The organism is Delftia sp. WSY_16 (genome assembly GCF_043104415.1).
GTDB classification, from domain to species: Bacteria; Pseudomonadota; Gammaproteobacteria; order Burkholderiales; family Burkholderiaceae_C; genus Comamonas; species Comamonas tsuruhatensis.
In genome coordinates, this window is sequence record NZ_JBICKS010000001.1 from 1 (window position 1) to 17,492 (window position 17,492).

Below are 17,492 nucleotides of genomic sequence, written 5' to 3' on the forward strand. Positions count from 1 at the left end.
AAACCCCGTAGCCCAAAGCTACGGGGTTTTTTGCATTGGGCTGCAGGAAAAACGGGGAAACAGGCTGAACCGCCAAAACGGACAACCCAAAAAAAGAGAGCGCTGACGCGCTCTCTTTTTATTCCTGAATACGCAATGGTTCAAAGCGGCAGGCATTCGCCCTGTACAAAGACCTTGAGTTCGCCCGACTGGATCGAGGTCCAGGTCTCATTCTTGGTCAATGGCGCCGTGACGATGATGGCCACGCGGTCCTGGGGTGTGGTTTCCCGGGCGAAGTCCACCGCCAGGTCTTCATCCGACAGATGGGCCTGGGCAAAGGGGTGGCGTCGTTCGATATAGCACAGGTGCGTGGTGGCATGGGCCCACAGCGCTTCGCCGTTGGACAGCAGGAAATTGAAGGTTCCATGCGGCGAGATGCGCCTGGCCAGCTCGCGCAGCGTGTGGGTGAGTTCCTGCACGCTGGGCAGGCCGGCATGCGACTTCCACAGCTCCTGGAGAATCCAGCAGAAGGCCTGCTCGCTGTCGGTGTTGCCTACTGGATGGAAGTGGGCATGCAGTTTGGGAGCGAAGCCCTTGAGATCTCCGTTGTGAGCGAAGACCCAGTTGCGGCCCCACAGTTCACGCACGAAGGGGTGGCAGTTCTGCAGGCTTACCGCGCCCTGCGTGGCCTTGCGGATGTGGGCGATGACGTTGCGGCTCTTGATCGGGTACTCGCGTATCAGCTTGGCGATGGGTGAGTCGATGGCGCGCTCATAGCCCACGAAGTGGCGCAGCCCTTTGTCCTCGAAGAAGGCGATGCCCCAGCCGTCCGTATGGTCGCCGGTATTGCCCGCGCGCTGGGTGAACCCCGAAAAGCTGAAGCGCACGTCGGTGGGCGTGTTGCAGTTCATTCCAAGCAGCTGGCACATGGCAGTATCGTTGTTTGCGTAGTTCAAGCCATAGCCTAACGCCTGGCGCAGCAGCTGCAAGCACAATGCGGTTCAACGGCAAAAAAACGGAACAAACCCATGCCCATCCTCTGTCTGCATACGGCGCACAGCAACGCCGTGATCTTCAAGCAGGCTGCTGCCGAACTGGGCTGGCCGGCCCACTCAATCGTTCATCAGGTGCATGAGGAACTGTTGTTGGAGGCGGAGGCTGCTGGCGGCATGGATGCGGCGCTTCGGCGGAAAACAGCAGGGCAGCTTGATGCGCTGGCAGACCCTGCCGATATCGATGCCGTGCTGCTGACCTGTTCGACCCTGGGTCCGGCCGTGGCGGATTGCCTCAGTGACAAGGTCTGGCGTGCCGATGGCATGCTGGCCCGCAAGGTGGCTGCTGCCTTGCAGAGAGATCCCCAGTCACGCATTGCACTGCTGTGTGCTGCTCCCACGACGTATGAAGCCACGCGCGATCTGTTCATGCAAGCGTTGCTGCCTGGCGATGCACATCTGCGCCTGCAGCTGCAGTGTGTCGAAGGCGCATGGGCGCTTTTCCGTAGAGGCGATCTCTCTGGCTACCAGGCACGGATGACCGATGCCGCTTTTCAAGCCTATGCGGCCGGCGCCGCCCAGGTGGTTTTGACCCAGGTTTCCATGGATGGGGTTGCCAGGTACTGGCAGGCCAGAGACTCCCATCCTGTGCCGTGGACCGTGGCTGCCAGTGCGCTGCAGGCACTTGGAGAAATGCGCAAATAAAGCTGCAGCTTCATGGAAAAAGGCGGCCGAAGCTGCCTTTTGCATGCGTTGGAGGAAAAGTCCTCAGCTGCGCTCGGACCAGAGCTTGCCGCCCGTGGCCCAGTTTTCGCGCTTGATGTCGGTGATCAGGATGTCCACCGATTCGGGCGAGCCACCGAGGACTTCGACCGAGACGCGCGTGATCTCTTCGACCAGCTTGCGCTTTTGTTCGACGGTGCGGCCTTCCATCATTTCGACGTGGTACGTGGGCATGTCAATCTCCTCAGGGATCAAGTTCTAGGGGGTTGGGTCGGCGACATCATATCGGCCGACGCGGGCGGTCGAGGCTTGTCGGTGCCAAGTGCGCAGGCGGGACACAGGCAGGCCTTGTTGCGCAGGGGCTCCGGAATGCGGGCCAATGCATCGGGTGCCACCGGCGTGTCCATGCACCAGCAGTTCAGCGGATCCACGCCCGCAAGAATGGCGCACTGATTGCTGCGGCCGCACAGCGGACACAGGCTGGCATCGGGGGGATGGGCACTCATCGTGGTTCTGAGTGTAGATCCATGAAAAAAGCACCTCAGGCAAGCCTGGGTGCTTTTTCAAGCGCCGGGCGCCGCCCGCGTCAGGCGGCGGCCTTGACCTTCAGGCGCCAGGCATGCAGCAGGGGCTCGGTGTAGCCGCTGGGTTGCTCCTTGCCCTTGAAGACCAGGTCACAGGCGGCCTGGTAGGCCATCGAGGTGTCGAAGTGGCCGGCCATGGGCTTGTACAGCGCATCGCCCGCGTTCTGCTGGTCGACCACGGCGGCCATGCGCTCGAAGGTCTCGCGCACCTGCGCCTCGGTCACGATGCCGTGCTGCAGCCAGTTGGCGATGTGCTGGCTGGAGATGCGCAGCGTGGCGCGGTCTTCCATCAGGCCCACGTTGTGGATGTCGGGCACCTTGGAGCAGCCCACGCCCTGGTCCACCCAGCGCACCACATAGCCGAGGATGCCCTGGACGTTGTTGTCCAGCTCCTGCTGCTTTTCAGCCGCGCTCCACTTGTCTTCCTTGACCACGGGCACCTGCAGCAGGTCGGCCAGGATGTTGGCGCGCTCGGCGTCGGCATTGGTCTGCTCCAGCTGCTTTTGCACCTCGGCCACGTTGACCTGGTGGTAGTGCAGGGCGTGCAGCGTGGCGGCCGTGGGCGAGGGCACCCAGGCGGTATTGGCGCCGGCCTTGGGGTGGCCGATCTTTTGCTCCAGCATGGCCTTCATCAGGTCGGGCATGGCCCACATGCCCTTGCCGATCTGCGCCTTGCCGCGCAGGCCCAGGCCCAGGCCCACGAGCACGTTGCTGCGCTCATAGGCGGCCAGCCAGGCGCTTCCCTTCATGTCGGCCTTGCGGACCATGGGGCCGGCATACATGGCGGTGTGCATTTCGTCGCCCGTGCGGTCCAGGAAGCCGGTGTTGATGAAGGCCACGCGCGATGCGGCAGCGGCGATGCAGGCCTTGAGGTTGACGCTGGTGCGGCGCTCCTCGTCCATGATGCCCAGCTTGACGGTGTTCTCGGGCAGGCCGAGCACCTTTTCCACGCGGCCGAACAGCTCGCTGGCGAAGGCGGCTTCCGCAGGGCCGTGCATCTTGGGCTTGACGATGTAGACGCTGCCCGTGCGCGAGTTGCGGATGCCGTTGGCGCCCAGACCCTTGATGTCATGGACGGCGATGGCCGTGGTGACCATGGCGTCCAGGATGCCTTCGGGGATTTCCTTGCCGTTGCCCCAGAGGATGGCCGGGTTGGTCATCAGGTGGCCGACGTTGCGAACGAACATCAGCGAACGGCCATGCAGCCTGACGGGCTTGCCGTCGGCGCCGGTGTACTCGCGGTCTGCATTCAGGCCGCGCGTCATGCTCTTTCCGCCCTTGTCGAAGGTCTCGGTCAGCGTGCCCTTGAGGATGCCCAGCCAGTTGGCATAGCCCACCACCTTGTCTTCGGCATCCACGGCGGCCACGGAGTCTTCCAGGTCCAGGATGGTGGACAGGGCCGCCTCGACCACCACGTCGGCCACGCCGGCGGCATCGGTCTGGCCGATGGCCGTGGTCTTGTCGATGCGGATGTCGATATGCAGGCCGTTGTTGAGCAGCAGCACGGAAGAGGGCGCTGCGGCATCACCCTGGTAGCCCACAAACTGGGCGGTGTTCTTCAGGCCCGTGGTGCCGCCGTTCTTGAGCGCGACGACCAGCTGGCCGCCTTCCACGCGGTAGCCGGCGGCATCCTTGTGCGAGCCCGAGGCCAGCGGGGCGGCCTGGTCCAGGAAATCACGTGCGAAGGCGATGACCTTGGCGCCGCGAACGGGGTTGTAGCCCTTGCCCTTTTCCGCGCCGCCGTCCTCGCCGATGGCATCCGTGCCATACAGGGCGTCATACAGCGAGCCCCAGCGCGCGTTGGCGGCGTTGAGCGCATAGCGGGCATTGAGAATGGGCACGACCAGCTGGGGGCCGGCCTGGATGGCCAGTTCCGCATCCACGTTGGTGGTGGTCGCCTTGGCATCCTTGGGCTGCTCGACCAGATAGCCGATCTGCGTCAGGAACTGCTGGTAGCCGGCCATGTCGGTGATGGGGCCGGGATGGGCCTTGTGCCAGGTGTCCAGCTCGGCCTGCAGGCGGTCGCGTTCGGCCAGCAGGGCAGCATTGCGGGGGGCGAGGTCGTTGACGATCTCGTCGAAGCCTTTCCAGAATGCCTCGGGCGCGACACCCGTGCCCGGGAGCACTTGTTCATTGATGAAGCGGTGCAGCTCTGTGGCCACCTGCAGGCTGTGGACTTGGGTGCGATCGGTCATGGTGGGAACCCCGGTTGGATGGATGGAAAGACTGGCCTGGACCCTTTACGGGCCTGACTATAAGGAATACTTTATTAGATTTATTTGCGTACATAAATAGACCATAAATCTTAAAACTCGTGACTTTTACGCAAAAATGTGGGAAGGTTATGCGCCTGCCAAAACCATCGGAAATTGGCATGCAGCCCGGTGCGAAGGGCAAATGGCAGACAGCCAGTGCCTACTGCGCAAAAAGGCGGACCCCAGGAGACAGGCATGCATGCGCATGCCCCACAAGAACACGGAAAAGAAACGGACAGCAGTCATGGACAAGCTCAAGGCATTCGAGTCATTCGTATCGGTGGCCACGCGCGGCAGCCTCACGGCAGCGGCCAAGGCGGAAGGCGTGGCGCCAGCCATCATGGGGCGGCGGCTGGATGCCTTGGAAGAGCACCTGGGCGTCAAGCTCATGGTGCGGACCACACGCCGCATCTCGCTCACGCACGAGGGCAGCGCTTTTCTCGAGGATTGCCAACGCCTCTTGTCCGATGTGTCCAACGCCGAGGCCAGCGTCAGTGCGGGCGGGGTCAAGGCCACAGGACATCTGCGCATCACGGCGCCGGCAGGCTTTGGTCGGCGGCATGTGGCGCCTCTGGTGCCGCGTTTTCGGGACCTGCACCCCGATGTGACGATTTCCCTGAATCTGAGCGACCGCGTGGTCGATCTGGCCGGTGAGGGCTTTGACTGCGCGGTGCGGGTAGGCGACTTGCCCGACTCGGCCCTGGTCAGCGTGCGCATCGCCGACAACCGGCGCCAGTGCGTGGCCACGCCCTCCTATCTGGAGCGCCGCGGCACGCCGCGCCACCCCAGCGAGCTGACCCAGCATGACTGCCTGACGCTGTCCAGCGATGCCTCGCAGACGCGCGGCTGGGCCTTCCGCATTCCGCACCCGGACAGCGGAACCAGCGAAGTCGTGCATTTCAAGCCGGGCGGTCCGCTGGACTGCTCCGACGGCCAGGTGCTGCACGACTGGTGCCTGGGCGGCTGGGGCATTGCCTGGCGCAGCACCTGGGAGGTGGAGGCCGAGATCGCCGCCGGGCGCCTGGTGGCGGTGCTGGAGGAATTTGCGGCCCCACCGAACGGCATCTTCGTGGTCTTTCCCCAGCGCAAGCACATGCCGCTGCGCGTGCGGCTGTGGATCGACTATCTCAAGCACCATTACGAGCAGCCGGAATTCTGGCGTCGAACCCACGCGGCCTGAGCGGGCCGCCCAGCAAGGAGGAATGAGCATGGCAGTGTCGATCGCGACGGAAGCGGTATCCGCAACGCAGGGCGCGGCCCCAGGACGGCGGCGCTGGATGCGCATGGCGCTGGGCGCCGCCTGCCTGGGCATGTTGGCAGGCTGCGCCGTCCAGGGGCCGGGGCAGGGCCGGCCGGACGGGATGCGGCAGGGCGCGGTGCCTGCCGGCATCGTGAGCGTGACCTTTGACGATCCCTCGCGGTTCGATGCCGGGCGCAATGGACCCCAGGAGTCCGAGAAGGCGCGCCGCGCCTGGGTCGATGCGCTGGCCCAGTTCCTGGCCGAGCGTGCCGCGCCCAGGCTGCCCCAGGGCCAGCGGCTGGAAGTCCACCTCACCGATGTGCAGCGTGCCGGCAGTTTCGAGCCCTGGCGCGGACCCCAGGCCGCCGATGTGCGCATCGTCCGCGATATCTATCCGCCGCGCATCGACCTGCGTTTCAAGCTGCTGGATGCCGACGGAAAGCTGCTGCGCGAGGGCAGCCGCCAACTGCGCGATGCGACCTTCATGATGCGCCCCGACCTGTATCCCAACGATCCCCTGCGCTACGAGAAGACGCTGCTGGATGACTGGTTGCGCGCGGAACTGCCGAAGTAACGACGCAAGAGCCGGCGCGACGGGAGGACCGCAGTGGTCTACCGATTGCCTCGGGCATCCCGATGGCGGTCGCCGTTTCTGGCGTAATGCAGCATGGCCCAAGAGGCTCAATTTCTATACGGATTCCCCATGACGATAGAAGCCATTCTGGCCAGCCTCCACCTGCTGGCCATCCTCACCTTCGTGGTGTTCCTGTCCAGCCAGGCGGCGCTGTGCCGCAGCGAGTGGATGAGTGCCGCCGTGGTCCAGCGCCTGGCGCGGCTGGACATGATCTACGGGCTGGCGGTGGTGTTCCTGGTGCTCACCGGCATTGCGCGCCTGGTGTGGGGCGTCAAGGGCATGTCCTGGTACGTCTCGCAGCCACTGTTTCATCTGAAGATGACTTTGTTCGTGGTCGGCGCCGTGTTGTCGATCAAGCCCACGCTGGCCTTCCGCCGCTGGCGCCGCGCGCTGGATGCCGGCCAGGGCCTGCCCCAGCCGGCCGAGGTGGCCAGCACGCGCCGCTGGGTGATGTGGCAGGCGCATGTGGTGCCTGTGATCGCGGTGGTGGCGGTGTTCTGGGCGCGGGGCATGTAGGCCCGGTTTTCCTGTCTGGCGGCATGGGGCGGGCCTGCCACGTAGAATCCGCCGATGCTCTCCGTCAAACAGGAACTGCTCGCGGCTCTGGCCGGCGAGCTTGAAACTTTGTCGCCCGGCGCCGGTGCCCGTGCCGCTTTCGAATCCCCCAAGGTGGCTGCCCATGGCGATTTCGCCTGCACGGCCGCCATGCAGCTGGCCAAGCCACTCAAGCTCAATCCGCGCGCGCTCGGTGAACAGCTCAAGGCTGCGCTGGAGGCCACGCCGGCTTTCCAGCGCTGGGTCGATGCCATCGAGATCGCCGGCCCCGGCTTTCTGAACATCCGTCTCAAGCCCGCCGCCAAGCAGCAGATCATCCGCGAAGTGCTGGGACAGGCCGAGAAATTCGGCTGGCAGGCCGACCGTGGCGCCAAGATGCTGGTTGAGTTCGTCTCCGCCAACCCCACCGGCCCGCTGCACGTGGGCCATGGCCGCCAAGCCGCGCTGGGCGATGCCATCTGCAACCTCTATGCCACCCAGGGCTGGGGCGTGCACCGCGAGTTCTACTACAACGACGCGGGCGTGCAGATCGACACGCTGACCAAGAGCACGCAGCTGCGCGCCAAGGGCTTCAAGCCCGGCGACGAATGCTGGCCCATCGATCCCGAGAATCCGGAAAGCAAGGCCTTCTACAACGGCTCCTACATCCAGGACATCGCAGACGATTTCAAGGCCTGCAAGACCGTCAAGGCCGATGACCGCGAATTCACGGCCAACGGCGATGTCGAGGACTACGACAACATCCGCCAGTTCGCCGTCGCCTATCTGCGCAACGAGCAGGACAAGGACCTGCAGGCCTTCAACCTGCACTTTGACGAGTACTACCTCGAATCCAGCCTCTACACCAACGGCCATGTCGAGGACGCGGTGCAGCGCCTGATCGCGGGCGGGCACACCTACGAACTCGACGGCGCGCTCTGGCTCAAGTCCACCGACTACGGTGACGACAAGGACCGCGTGATGCGCAAGCAGGACGGCAACTACACGTACTTCGTGCCCGATGTCGCCTACCATATCCAGAAGTTCAAGCGTGGCTACTCCAAGGTCGTCAACATCCAGGGCACGGACCACCACGGCACCATCGCACGCGTGCGCGCCGGCCTGCAGGCCGCCGACGTGGGCATTCCGGCCGGCTATCCCGACTATGTGTTGCACACCATGGTGCGCGTGGTGCGCGGCGGCGAGGAAGTCAAGATCAGCAAGCGCGCCGGCTCCTACGTCACGCTGCGCGACCTGATCGAGTGGACCAGCAAGGATGCGGTGCGCTTCTTCCTGCTGTCGCGCAAGCCCGACACCGAGTACACCTTCGACGTGGACCTGGCCGTGGCCCAGAACAATGACAACCCCGTGTACTACGTGCAGTACGCCCATGCGCGCATCTGCTCGGTGCTGGCAGCCTGGGGCGGCGATGCGGACACGCTCAAGGACGTGGACCTGTCGGCGTTGGAAGGCCCGCAGGCCCAGGCGCTGATGCTGCAGCTGGCCAAGTACCCGGCCATGCTGACTTCGGCCGCAGAAGGCAATGCGCCCCACGACGTGACCTTCTACCTGCGCGAACTGGCCTCGCTGTACCACAGCTACTACGACGCGGAACGCATCCTGGTGGACGATGAAAAGGTCAAGCTCGCCCGCCTGGCGCTGATCTCGGCCACGCGCCAGGTATTGCACAATGGCCTGGCAGTGCTGGGCGTCTCGGCCCCGCAACGCATGTAACTTCGAGCGACAAGCCATCTATGAAGACACAGCAACGTGGGGGCACCGTCATCGGTCTCATCATCGGCATGATCGTCGGGCTGGCAGCAGCCCTGGCCGTCGCCGTCTATGTGACCAAGGTGCCCGTGCCCTTTCTCTCCAAGGGCGGCAAGACGGCCGACCAGGACGCGGCAGAGGCCCAGCGCAACAAGAACTGGGACCCCAACGCACCGCTGCAGGGCAAGAACCCGGCGCCGCCACCACCGGCTGCCGTCACGCCCAGCCTCCCCGGCAGCACCACGCCAGCAGCGCCCACCCCGCCCGCCGTGGCCGGCGGCGTGACGCCGCCGCCCGCGCCCGTGGACCCGGCCAAGCCGCCCGCCAAGCCCGACACCAAGACCGATGGCAAGACCTCCGCCGACCCGCTGGGTGATCTGGTGAAGGCGCGTTCCGCCGCTGCCGAGAAGACGGAAAAGGCCGAAAAGGCCGAGGCTGCCTTCAACTACTTCGTGCAGGCCGGCGCCTTCCGCAGCCAGGGCGATGCCGATGCGCAGCGGGCCAAGCTGGCCATGCTGGGATGGGAGGCGCGCGTGAGCGAGCGAGAGCAAAACGGCATCACCATCTTCCGCGTGCGCGTGGGTCCGTTCACCAAGCGCGACGATGCCGAGCAACTCAAGCAAAAGCTCGATGGCGCCGGGGTCGAGTCCACGCTGGTGCGCGCCGCTCGCTGAAACAGCGTTGAGCAAGAGCGCTGAACTTTTTGGCAAACCCCAGCCTCCTAATCTGCAGCATTGAACGAGGAGTTTGTTTTGATGAATCGCCGCGACTTTTCCCTGGCTGCCTCGGCAGCCGCTGCCAGCGCGCTGACGCTGGGCACCTCCGCCGCACAGGCCCAGGCGGCAGCGCCCAAGGAGGGCAAGGACTACATCAAGCTGGCCAAGCCCGCACCCACCAGCGCCGGCGCCGGCAAGGTCGAGGTGGTCGAGTTCTTCTGGTACAGCTGCCCGCACTGCAATGCATTCGAGCCCACCTTTGCCGCCTGGAAGAACCAGGCGCCGGCCGACGTGGTCGTGCACCGCGTGCCCGTGGCATTCAACGCCAGCTTCGTGCCCCAGCAAAAGCTGTACTACGCCTTTGAAGGCATGAACCTGCTGGACACCATGCATGCGCGCGCCTTCCACGCCATCCATGTGGAACGCAACCGCCTGGCCAAGGACGACGAGATCTTCGCCTGGGTGGGCAAGCAGGGCGTGGACGTGGCCAAGTTCAAGGAGGTCTACAACTCCTTCACGGTCTCCAACCAGGTGCGCAAGGCCACCCAGCTGCAGCAGGACTATGACGTGGAAGGCGTGCCGGCCATGGGCGTGGCGGGCCGCTACTACACCGATGGCACCAAGGCCGGGAACATGACCAATGTGCTGCGCGTGGTCGATCAGCTGATCGCCACCAGCCGCAAGGGCTGAGGTAGGGGCCTCGGCCCAGACCACCCGTGACAGGCCCGCCATTGAGCGGGCCTGTCGCTTTTGGAAACCTCTTTTTGTGCCTTCGTGTCAGCGCTTTGCCCCCGGCTTGAAAGACGCCAGGAACGGTTGCGCGCGACACCCCCTACAATGGATGCAAGAAGCGTGCCCTCCATGAAACAACGACTTTCCCCCCTCCTGCTCGCAGCCGCCCTGGCGGCTTTCGCCGGTTTGGCCCAGGCCGAAAAGGCCGACAGCACCAAGCCCATGAACATCGAGGCTGACGCGCTGCGCCATGACGAACTCAAGCAGACCAGCGTCTTCACCGGCAACGTGGTGATGACCAAGGGCACCATCGTGCTGCGCGGTGCCCAGCTCGACGTGCGCCAGGACCCCGAAGGCTTTCAGTACGGCGTGGTCACGGCCGAAGCGGGCAAGCGCGCCTTCTTCCGCCAAAAGCGCGACACCGTTCCCGGCCAGCCCGAGGAATTCGTGGAAGGCGAGGGCGAGGTCATCGAATACGACGGCAAGGCCGATCTCGTGAAGTTCATCCGCCGCGGCGAACTGCGGCGCTATCGCGGCGGCCAGCTCAGCGACGAGATCACGGGCTCCATCATCGTCTACAACAACCTCACCGACGTGTTCACCGTCGATGGGCAAAAGACCAGCGGCGGCCAGCCCAGCTCCACCGCCGGCCAGGGCGGGCGCGTGCGCGCCGTGCTGGCGCCCAAGGAGGGCACACCGGGCTCGCAGCCGCGCGCTCCCGCCGCAGGCGCGCCGGGCACATCCCTGCAGCCCAGCAACACCCTGGACAGCCTTGGTGGTACCAAGCGATGAGTACCGAGGCCTCAGCCCCCGCTGCCCACGCTTCCTCCCCACGCGCCGAACAGGGCAGCAGCCTGCAGGCGCGCCATCTGGCCAAGTCCTACGGCAGCCGCAAGGTGGTCAAGGACGTGTCGCTGTCCGTGAAGAAGGGCGAGGTCGTGGGCCTGCTGGGCCCCAACGGCGCGGGCAAGACCACCTCGTTCTACATGATCGTGGGCCTGGTGCGCAGCGACGGCGGCGACATCTTCATCGACGGACAGGCCGTGGGCAACATGCCCATCCACCAGCGCTCGCGCCTGGGCCTGTCCTACCTGCCGCAAGAGGCATCGATCTTTCGCAAGCTCAGCGTCGAGGACAACGTGCGCGCCGTGCTGGAGCTGCAAAGGGATGAGCAGGGCCGGCCGCTGGCGCGCAGCGTCATCGAGGAGCGCCTGACGGCGCTGCTGCAGGAACTGCGCGTGGACCATCTGCGCGCATCGCCCGCGCTGGCGCTGTCGGGCGGCGAACGCCGCCGCGTCGAGATTGCACGTGCGCTGGCCACGCAGCCGCGTTTCATCCTGCTGGACGAGCCCTTCGCCGGCATCGACCCCATCGCCGTGATCGAGATCCAGCGCATCATCGGCTTTCTCAAGGCGCGCGGCATCGGCGTGCTCATCACCGACCACAACGTGCGCGAGACGCTGGGCATCTGCGACCATGCCTTCATCATCAGCGACGGCCATGTGCTGGCCCAAGGCACACCCGAGGAGATCGTGGACAACGCCGAAGTGCGGCGCGTCTACCTCGGCGAACACTTCCGGATGTAGCGCCATGCCCTGCCTGGCCCGTCTGCGAGATTGCCTGCGCGAAGGAGCTGCCGCTTGAAGCCCGGACTGTCGCTGCGCGTCTCCCAGCATCTTTCGCTCACCCCGCAACTGCAGCAGTCGATACAGCTGCTGCAGCTGTCCACGCTGGAGCTGGCGCAGGAAGTGGAGCAGATGCTGGGCGACAACCCCTTCCTGGAGCTGGCGAACGACGACGGCGACCACGAAGCGGCAAGCAGCGCCCCGGAGCCTGCGGCGCCCGGCGCCGACGCCGCGGACTCCTTCCAGGAAAGCCGTGCGGACCAGCCATCGGCTGCGGTGGAATGGGAGGCGCCGTCGGACACATCCTCCGGCGATGCCGTCGAGACCTCCGGCACGGCCGAGTCCCTGAGCTGGGAAGGCGATGGCCAGACCAACTCGGGCAACGACGACCGCGACTGGGGCAGCGATGCGCCTTCCAGCCGCACGCGCGGCCAGGGTGACGATGACGAGACCGATGCCACCGAGCTGGCACGCAGCGCAGAAAGCCTGACCGACCACCTGCATCGCCAGGCCCTGAGCCTGCGCCTGGGCGAGGTGGATCGCGCCGCGCTGCGCTTTCTGATCGAGAACCTCAACGACGACGGCTACCTGGAGGACCCGCTCGACGAGCTGGCACAGGGCCTGGCGGGCGACGACCTGGAGGAGTGCGAGGAACTGGTGCACCGCTTCACCGTGGCGCTGCGCCTGTTGCAAAGCCTGGAGCCGGTGGGTGTGGGCGCGCGCGACCTGGCCGAATGCCTGACGCTGCAGCTGCGCGACCAACTGGCCGATGCCGAGCGCGAAGGCGACGGCAGTGCCGAGGACGAGGATCGGCAGGCCGTGCTGCGCACCGCGCTGGACATCTGCGCCCAGCCCATGGACCTGCTGGCGCGGCGTGACCTGCGCAAGCTCGCCAGCCTGTGCGGCGCGCGCGAGGAGCGGCTGCGCGAGGCGATGGTCCTGATCGCCCGGCTGGAGCCGCGCCCGGGCCGGCGCTTCGCCGACGTGCAGCGCCAGATCGTCGTGCCCGATGTCATCGTGCGCCCGGTGCGCATGGGTGCGGGACGCATGGAGTTCAGCGTGCAACTCAACCCCGATGTCATGCCCAAGCTGCGCGTGCACGACATCTATGCCAGCGCGCTGCGCAGCCACCGGGGCAGCGAAGGCCATGCGGCGTTGCAGCAGCGGCTGCAGGAGGCGCGCTGGTTCATCAAGAACATCCAGCAGCGCTTCGACACCATCCTGCGCGTGTCGCAGGCCATCGTGGAGCGCCAGAAGAACTTCTTCGTGCATGGCGAGCTGGCCATGCGCCCGCTGGTGCTGCGCGACATTGCCGATGCGCTGGGCCTGCATGAATCCACCATCAGCCGCGTGACCACGGCCAAGTACATGGCCACGCCGCAGGGCACCTACGAACTCAAGTATTTCTTCGGCTCGGGCCTGGGCACCGAGGCGGGCGGCAACGCGTCGAGCACGGCCGTGCGCGCGCTCATCAAGCAGTTCGTCGCAGCCGAGGACCCCAGGAAGCCGCTGTCGGACAACCAGCTCGCCGACATGCTCAAGGAGCAGGGCATCGAATGCGCGCGGCGCACGGTGGCCAAGTACCGCGAGCTGCTCAAGATCCCGCCGACCACGCTGCGCAAGGCGCTGTAGCCGCGCAGGGCGCGCACGCTCTCAGGCCGCAGGCGCGCGGCCGGCCACGTCATCCCATTTGAGGCCGAATTTCAGCAGGTATTTGCGCAGGCGGTCGGCATCGTTGACCACGCTGCGCTGGGTGCGTGACTGGTCGAACAGGCGGCGCCCCGCATCGGACAGCGAGGGCGATTGCCTGCACACGCGCAGCACCGCTTCGAGCTGCATGCGGTCGAACAGATCCATCTGCTCCAGCCTATCGGCGGGCAACAGCGCATCAAGGCCGCAGCCGGCGCCGGCGGGGGCGGGCTGCGCTGCCTCGCCCCGTTGCCACAGCCACTGCATGCGCTGGATCTCGGCATCGACCAGGGCCGTGGAGATGCGCCCTCCGTCAGCCAGCGTGGCCAGCCGCGTCATGCTGGCCGACAGGTCGCGGAAGTTGCCGCTCCACAGCGCCTCGGGCGAGCGCGCAAAGCGCAGATAGCGCTCGCGGGCCTCCACGTTGAAGCGCACCATCTGGCCGGTCTCGTCGGCCGAGCGCGCGAGCAGGTGGTCCATGTTGGGTTCTATGTCCTCGGGGCGCCCGGCCAGGCCCGGCAGCGCGTAGGACCACAGGTTGATGCGCGCGAACAGATCCTCGCGAAAGCGCCCCTGCGCCACGTCGATGCGCAGGTCGCGGTGCGTGCCGGCGACCAGTTGGAAGTCGCTGCTGACCTCGCGGTCGCTGCCCATGGGATAGAAGCGCTTTTCCTCCACGGCCTTGAGCAGCATGGCCTGTTCGTCCAGGCCCAGCTCGCCGATTTCGTCCAGGAACAGCACGCCCTGGTGCGCGCTGCGCAGCAGGCCGGCGCGGTCGGCCGCAGCGCCCGTGAACGCGCCCTTCTTGTGGCCGAACAGCACCGAGGCTGCACCATCGCCGCGCAGCGTGGCGCAATTGACCTCGACGAACTCGCCCTGCACCTGGTGCCTGGCCTTCTTCAACTCGTACATGCGCCGCGCCAGATGCGATTTGCCCGCACCCGTGGGACCCGTGAGCAGGATGGGCGCGCGCGAGCGCACGGCCACGCGCTCGATCTCGTCGATCAGCGCGTTGAACCCGGCATTGCGCGTGGCGATGCCGCTCTTGAGAAATTGCACGGCCTCGCTCTGCTCGGCGCCGAAGCGCTGGGCGATCACGTCGTAGCGCGACAGGTCCAGGTCGATCAGCGCATAGCTGCCCGGGTCGCCCATGCGCTGGCGCCGGGGCGGCGAAGTCTGGGCCAGCACGCCGGGAATGCGGCGCGACTCCACCAGCAGGAACAGGCAGATCTGTGCCACGTGCGTGCCCGTGGTGATGTGGGTCCAGTACTCCTCGCGCTCGGGGTCGAAGCGATAGGCCTGCGTCCAGTCGAACAGCCGCGCATAGACCTCGCCGAAATCCCAGGGATCGGCAATCTCCATGGGCACGAGGTTCACCTGGGTCTCGGGCGATGCCGTGGCGATGTCGCCCTGCAGCAGCTGCGCCAGGGCCAGATGGGGCGGCGTGTAGAGCAGCTCCAGCCGCTCCACCACCAGATCCTCGTGCTGCATGAGGGAGAGGGTCGGCCGCCATTTTTCCCAGCGCCCCGCGCCCCTGCCGGAGTCCAGCTGCGTACCCAGAAAGCCGATGACGACCTTTTTCTTTTCCATGTTTTTGTCTAGTTGGATAGCTGAAATTCTAGTTTCTTTGGATTGAAGAAGAAATCAAGAAAAGTGTGATTTGAGATTTATCCAAATAAATCAAGGGGTTGAAGAAATTTTTGGCACCAGATGCCGGGCTGGCACGCATCTCGCAATAAGCAAGGCATCCAGTGCAGGCGGTGACCGCTCACAGGCCGGGGTTGGGGCAAACGCCCGCCCCGCCGGTGCGGGAAGTCCGGGCCTCCAGGGGCCTGTCGATTTCCCGCATGCCGCACGCCGCAGGCGCTGGGTGACGGCAAGGTTGTGGAAACCGTCCCGCAAGGGACTCCTGGTTCGACTCCAGGCTTGCCAGCCACTGGTAGCTCAGTCTGGTAGAGCACCCTCGCAAGAGGACTGTCGCAGGTTCGATTCCTGCCCACTCTTCCGGCCGCAAGGCCGGGCTATTGAAACGGTCGAAAGACCACCCGCCGAACGCGGGAGGTGGCCGCCGGGTTGCGATGCAGCCCCAGGCCGCCCCCCGTCAGCAGCGGCGGCTGTGCCAGGTCCCGGCACGGTCCGCGCCCGCAGCCAGCCACGCTGCAACCTGTTTCCAGGGTTGCCGCCACGGCGCACTGCAAGGCCCGGGCCGTGCCCCCTGGAACCCCGCCGCTGCTGTAACGGCACCCCTATTGATTGCGGCGAAGACGCCGAACGAGGAGAAGAAGAAATGCTGAAGATCCAACGCATCACCATCAAGAAGAACGAACGCGCCCTGCTGCTGCGCAATGGCGATTTCGAGCGCGTGCTGCACAGCGGCCGGCACTGGCTGTTTGCCGGCACCGACCAGCTGCGCGTGGAAACCTTTGCCCTGGAGCAGCCCGCCTTCACGCACGGCCTGGCCGACTACCTGATGGCGCAGGAGCCCGCCGTGGTGGCCGCCGAATTCCTGCGCGTGGAACTGTCCGAAACCGAGGCGGGCCTGCGCAGCGAAAACGGCGTGCTGGTCGAGATCCTGCCGCCCGGCACGCGCCGCCTGTACTGGAAGGGACTGGTGGATGTGAGCGTGCAGGTGGTCGACCTGCAGGCCGGCGCCGAGCTGCCCGCCGCCCTGGCGGCGCGCCTGACCCAGACGCAGCTGCGCCAGCGCAGCGTGTCCGGCCTCAACGGCGTGCTGCAGGTGCAGGTGCCCGCAGGCCAGTGCGCGCTGCTGACCATCGACGGCAAGGTGGACCGCCTGCTGCAGGCCGGCAGCCATGCGTTCTGGAAGTTCGGCCGCAGCATTGCCGTGGAGCTGGTGGACCTGCGCCTGCAGGCCGTCGAGGTCTCGGGCCAGGACATCATGACCCGCGACAAGGTGAGCCTGCGCCTGAACCTGAGCGCCACCTATCGCCACACCGACGTTCTGCGCGCCTTTGCCCAGCTGCAAAAGCCCGCCGAGCACCTGTACCGGGAGCTGCAGTTCGCGCTGCGCGCCGCCGTGGGCACCCGCACGCTCGATGAGCTGCTGGAGAACAAGACGGTGATCGACGACGTGGTGACCGCTCACATGGCGGCCAAGCTGCAGCCCTTCGGCATGGTGGTGGAGAGCGTGGGCGTGAAGGACATCGTGCTGCCCGGCGAGATGAAGGCCATCCTGACCCAGGTGGTGCAGGCCGAAAAGCAGGCCCAGGCCAACGTGATCCGCCGCCGCGAGGAAACAGCGGCCACGCGCTCGCTGCTCAACACCGCCAAGGTCATGGAGGACAACCCCGTGGCCCTGCGCATGAAGGAGCTGGAGACGCTGGAGCGCGTGGCCGAGCGCATCGACAAGATCTCCGTGTTCGGAGGGTTGGACCAGGTGCTCAACGGGCTGGTGAAGATGCGTTGACCGGCAGGCTGGTTGGCACACAACGGACAACGAAGAAACAAAAGAGAGGTACGGCCATGGCCGCATTCGAAGAACTATGGAGCTATGAGGTGGGCAAGGCGGGCTGGGCGACGTTGAAGTTCAGCACGCCCGAGGAGGAACTGGTGTGTGCCGTGTCCTACCTGCATGATTCGCTGGGTGATCTGGCCGCCATGGCGCTGGCCTTGGCCAAGGGCGCGCACCGCGCTGCCGCCGTGTTCATGGACGAGCCCGGCGAAATGCACCTGAGCATGGAGGGTGGCCACGACACCCTTTCATACGAGCTGCGGCAGTACGCGGACTGGGCCAGCTGGGGCATCACCGCCATGGATGACTATGAAGTGCTGGCCCGTGGGCAGATGGCCCGCGAGGACGTGGTGCGCAGCGTGTACCGCGTGCTGGACGGTATTTATTGCGGCATGGGCGTCGAGGAATACCGAAAGCGCTGGCTGGAGCATGAATTCCCGCTGCGGGACTATCAAAGCCTGGGCAGCGCCATCCGCAAGCGGGACCTGTCTCGCCTGATGCGTGGATGAGCCGCGCGGCAGCAAGACCTGAACAAGACGAACAGACA

17 protein-coding genes are annotated in these 17,492 nt (G+C 65.8%); 12 read left to right on the plus strand and 5 right to left on the minus strand.

All coding sequences use genetic code 11. The features are described from left to right. Positions 1-140 precede the first annotated feature (140 nt). The gene (locus ACF8O7_RS00005) at positions 141-908 is read right to left on the minus strand and encodes a class II glutamine amidotransferase (protein WP_026062477.1); all 768 of its coding nucleotides are present in this window, start codon (positions 906-908) and stop codon (positions 141-143) included. A gap of 99 nt (positions 909-1,007) precedes the next feature. Here ACF8O7_RS00005 and ACF8O7_RS00010 point away from each other — a divergent pair, with 99 nt between their 5' ends. Beyond that, positions 1,008-1,676, plus strand: a complete 669-nt coding sequence (locus ACF8O7_RS00010; protein ID WP_034367715.1) for a hypothetical protein — start codon at positions 1,008-1,010, stop codon at positions 1,674-1,676. A 63-nt stretch (positions 1,677-1,739) separates the two neighbouring features. Here the strand turns inward: ACF8O7_RS00010 and ACF8O7_RS00015 are convergent, their stop codons facing one another. The 3 genes from ACF8O7_RS00015 to ACF8O7_RS00025 form a co-directional block, all read right to left on the minus strand. Then, the gene (locus ACF8O7_RS00015) at positions 1,740-1,928 is read right to left on the minus strand and encodes a 4-oxalocrotonate tautomerase (RefSeq protein WP_012202595.1); all 189 of its coding nucleotides are present in this window, start codon (positions 1,926-1,928) and stop codon (positions 1,740-1,742) included. A gap of 17 nt (positions 1,929-1,945) precedes the next feature. After that, the gene (locus tag ACF8O7_RS00020; RefSeq protein WP_082145387.1) at positions 1,946-2,200 is read right to left on the minus strand and encodes a cysteine-rich CWC family protein; all 255 of its coding nucleotides are present in this window, start codon (positions 2,198-2,200) and stop codon (positions 1,946-1,948) included. An 80-nt stretch (positions 2,201-2,280) separates the two neighbouring features. Beyond that, on the minus strand, positions 2,281-4,473 hold the full coding sequence (locus tag ACF8O7_RS00025; RefSeq protein ID WP_392441905.1) for a malate synthase G: 2,193 nt from the start codon (positions 4,471-4,473) through the stop codon (positions 2,281-2,283). A gap of 304 nt (positions 4,474-4,777) precedes the next feature. Between ACF8O7_RS00025 and ACF8O7_RS00030 the strand changes: the two genes are divergently transcribed. The 9 genes from ACF8O7_RS00030 to ACF8O7_RS00070 all read left to right on the plus strand — a co-directional run bounded on the left by ACF8O7_RS00030 (position 4,778) and on the right by ACF8O7_RS00070 (position 13,416). Beyond that, a complete protein-coding gene (locus tag ACF8O7_RS00030) occupies positions 4,778-5,713 on the plus strand; it encodes a LysR family transcriptional regulator (RefSeq protein WP_026062476.1) in 936 nt (311 codons plus the stop codon). 28 nt (positions 5,714-5,741) lie between these two features. Continuing rightward, positions 5,742-6,347, plus strand: a complete 606-nt coding sequence (locus tag ACF8O7_RS00035) for a DUF3016 domain-containing protein (RefSeq protein ID WP_026062475.1) — start codon at positions 5,742-5,744, stop codon at positions 6,345-6,347. Positions 6,348-6,476: 129 nt separating this feature from the next. Further along, positions 6,477-6,923 carry a DUF2214 family protein gene (locus ACF8O7_RS00040; RefSeq protein ID WP_016450692.1) on the plus strand — a complete coding sequence of 149 codons (447 nt, stop codon included), beginning with the start codon at positions 6,477-6,479 and terminating at the stop codon, positions 6,921-6,923. Positions 6,924-6,977: 54 nt separating this feature from the next. Then, positions 6,978-8,675: an arginine--tRNA ligase gene (gene argS / locus ACF8O7_RS00045; protein WP_016450693.1), complete on the plus strand. Its 1,698-nt coding sequence runs from the start codon at positions 6,978-6,980 to the stop codon at positions 8,673-8,675. A gap of 20 nt (positions 8,676-8,695) precedes the next feature. Next, positions 8,696-9,385 carry an SPOR domain-containing protein gene (locus ACF8O7_RS00050; RefSeq protein WP_043790827.1) on the plus strand — a complete coding sequence of 230 codons (690 nt, stop codon included), beginning with the start codon at positions 8,696-8,698 and terminating at the stop codon, positions 9,383-9,385. 81 nt (positions 9,386-9,466) lie between these two features. Next, positions 9,467-10,117, plus strand: a complete 651-nt coding sequence (locus tag ACF8O7_RS00055) for a thiol:disulfide interchange protein DsbA/DsbL (RefSeq protein ID WP_016450695.1) — start codon at positions 9,467-9,469, stop codon at positions 10,115-10,117. A 171-nt stretch (positions 10,118-10,288) separates the two neighbouring features. Next, positions 10,289-10,951 (plus strand): lipopolysaccharide transport periplasmic protein LptA, encoded by a 663-nt coding sequence (gene lptA / locus ACF8O7_RS00060; RefSeq protein ID WP_016454602.1) that lies wholly within the window; start codon positions 10,289-10,291, stop codon positions 10,949-10,951. Then, the gene (lptB, locus tag ACF8O7_RS00065) at positions 10,948-11,745 is read left to right on the plus strand and encodes an LPS export ABC transporter ATP-binding protein (RefSeq protein WP_016450697.1); all 798 of its coding nucleotides are present in this window, start codon (positions 10,948-10,950) and stop codon (positions 11,743-11,745) included. Before lptA ends, lptB begins: the two co-directional genes overlap by 4 nt. Positions 11,746-11,799: 54 nt before the next feature. Beyond that, entirely contained in the window at positions 11,800-13,416 is a 1,617-nt protein-coding gene (locus ACF8O7_RS00070; RefSeq protein ID WP_016454603.1) for an RNA polymerase factor sigma-54, read from the plus strand. Between the two features lie 21 nt (positions 13,417-13,437). Here the strand turns inward: ACF8O7_RS00070 and rtcR are convergent, their stop codons facing one another. Next, entirely contained in the window at positions 13,438-15,063 is a 1,626-nt protein-coding gene (rtcR, locus tag ACF8O7_RS00075) for an RNA repair transcriptional activator RtcR (RefSeq protein WP_126312923.1), read from the minus strand. Positions 15,064-15,760: 697 nt separating this feature from the next. On the opposite strand from rtcR, the gene ACF8O7_RS00080 reads away from it, so the two are divergent. Beyond that, the gene (locus tag ACF8O7_RS00080) at positions 15,761-16,900 is read left to right on the plus strand and encodes a slipin family protein (RefSeq protein ID WP_013804750.1); all 1,140 of its coding nucleotides are present in this window, start codon (positions 15,761-15,763) and stop codon (positions 16,898-16,900) included. A 56-nt stretch (positions 16,901-16,956) separates the two neighbouring features. Beyond that, positions 16,957-17,454 (plus strand): hypothetical protein, encoded by a 498-nt coding sequence (locus tag ACF8O7_RS00085; RefSeq protein WP_016454605.1) that lies wholly within the window; start codon positions 16,957-16,959, stop codon positions 17,452-17,454. Positions 17,455-17,492 lie beyond the last annotated feature (38 nt).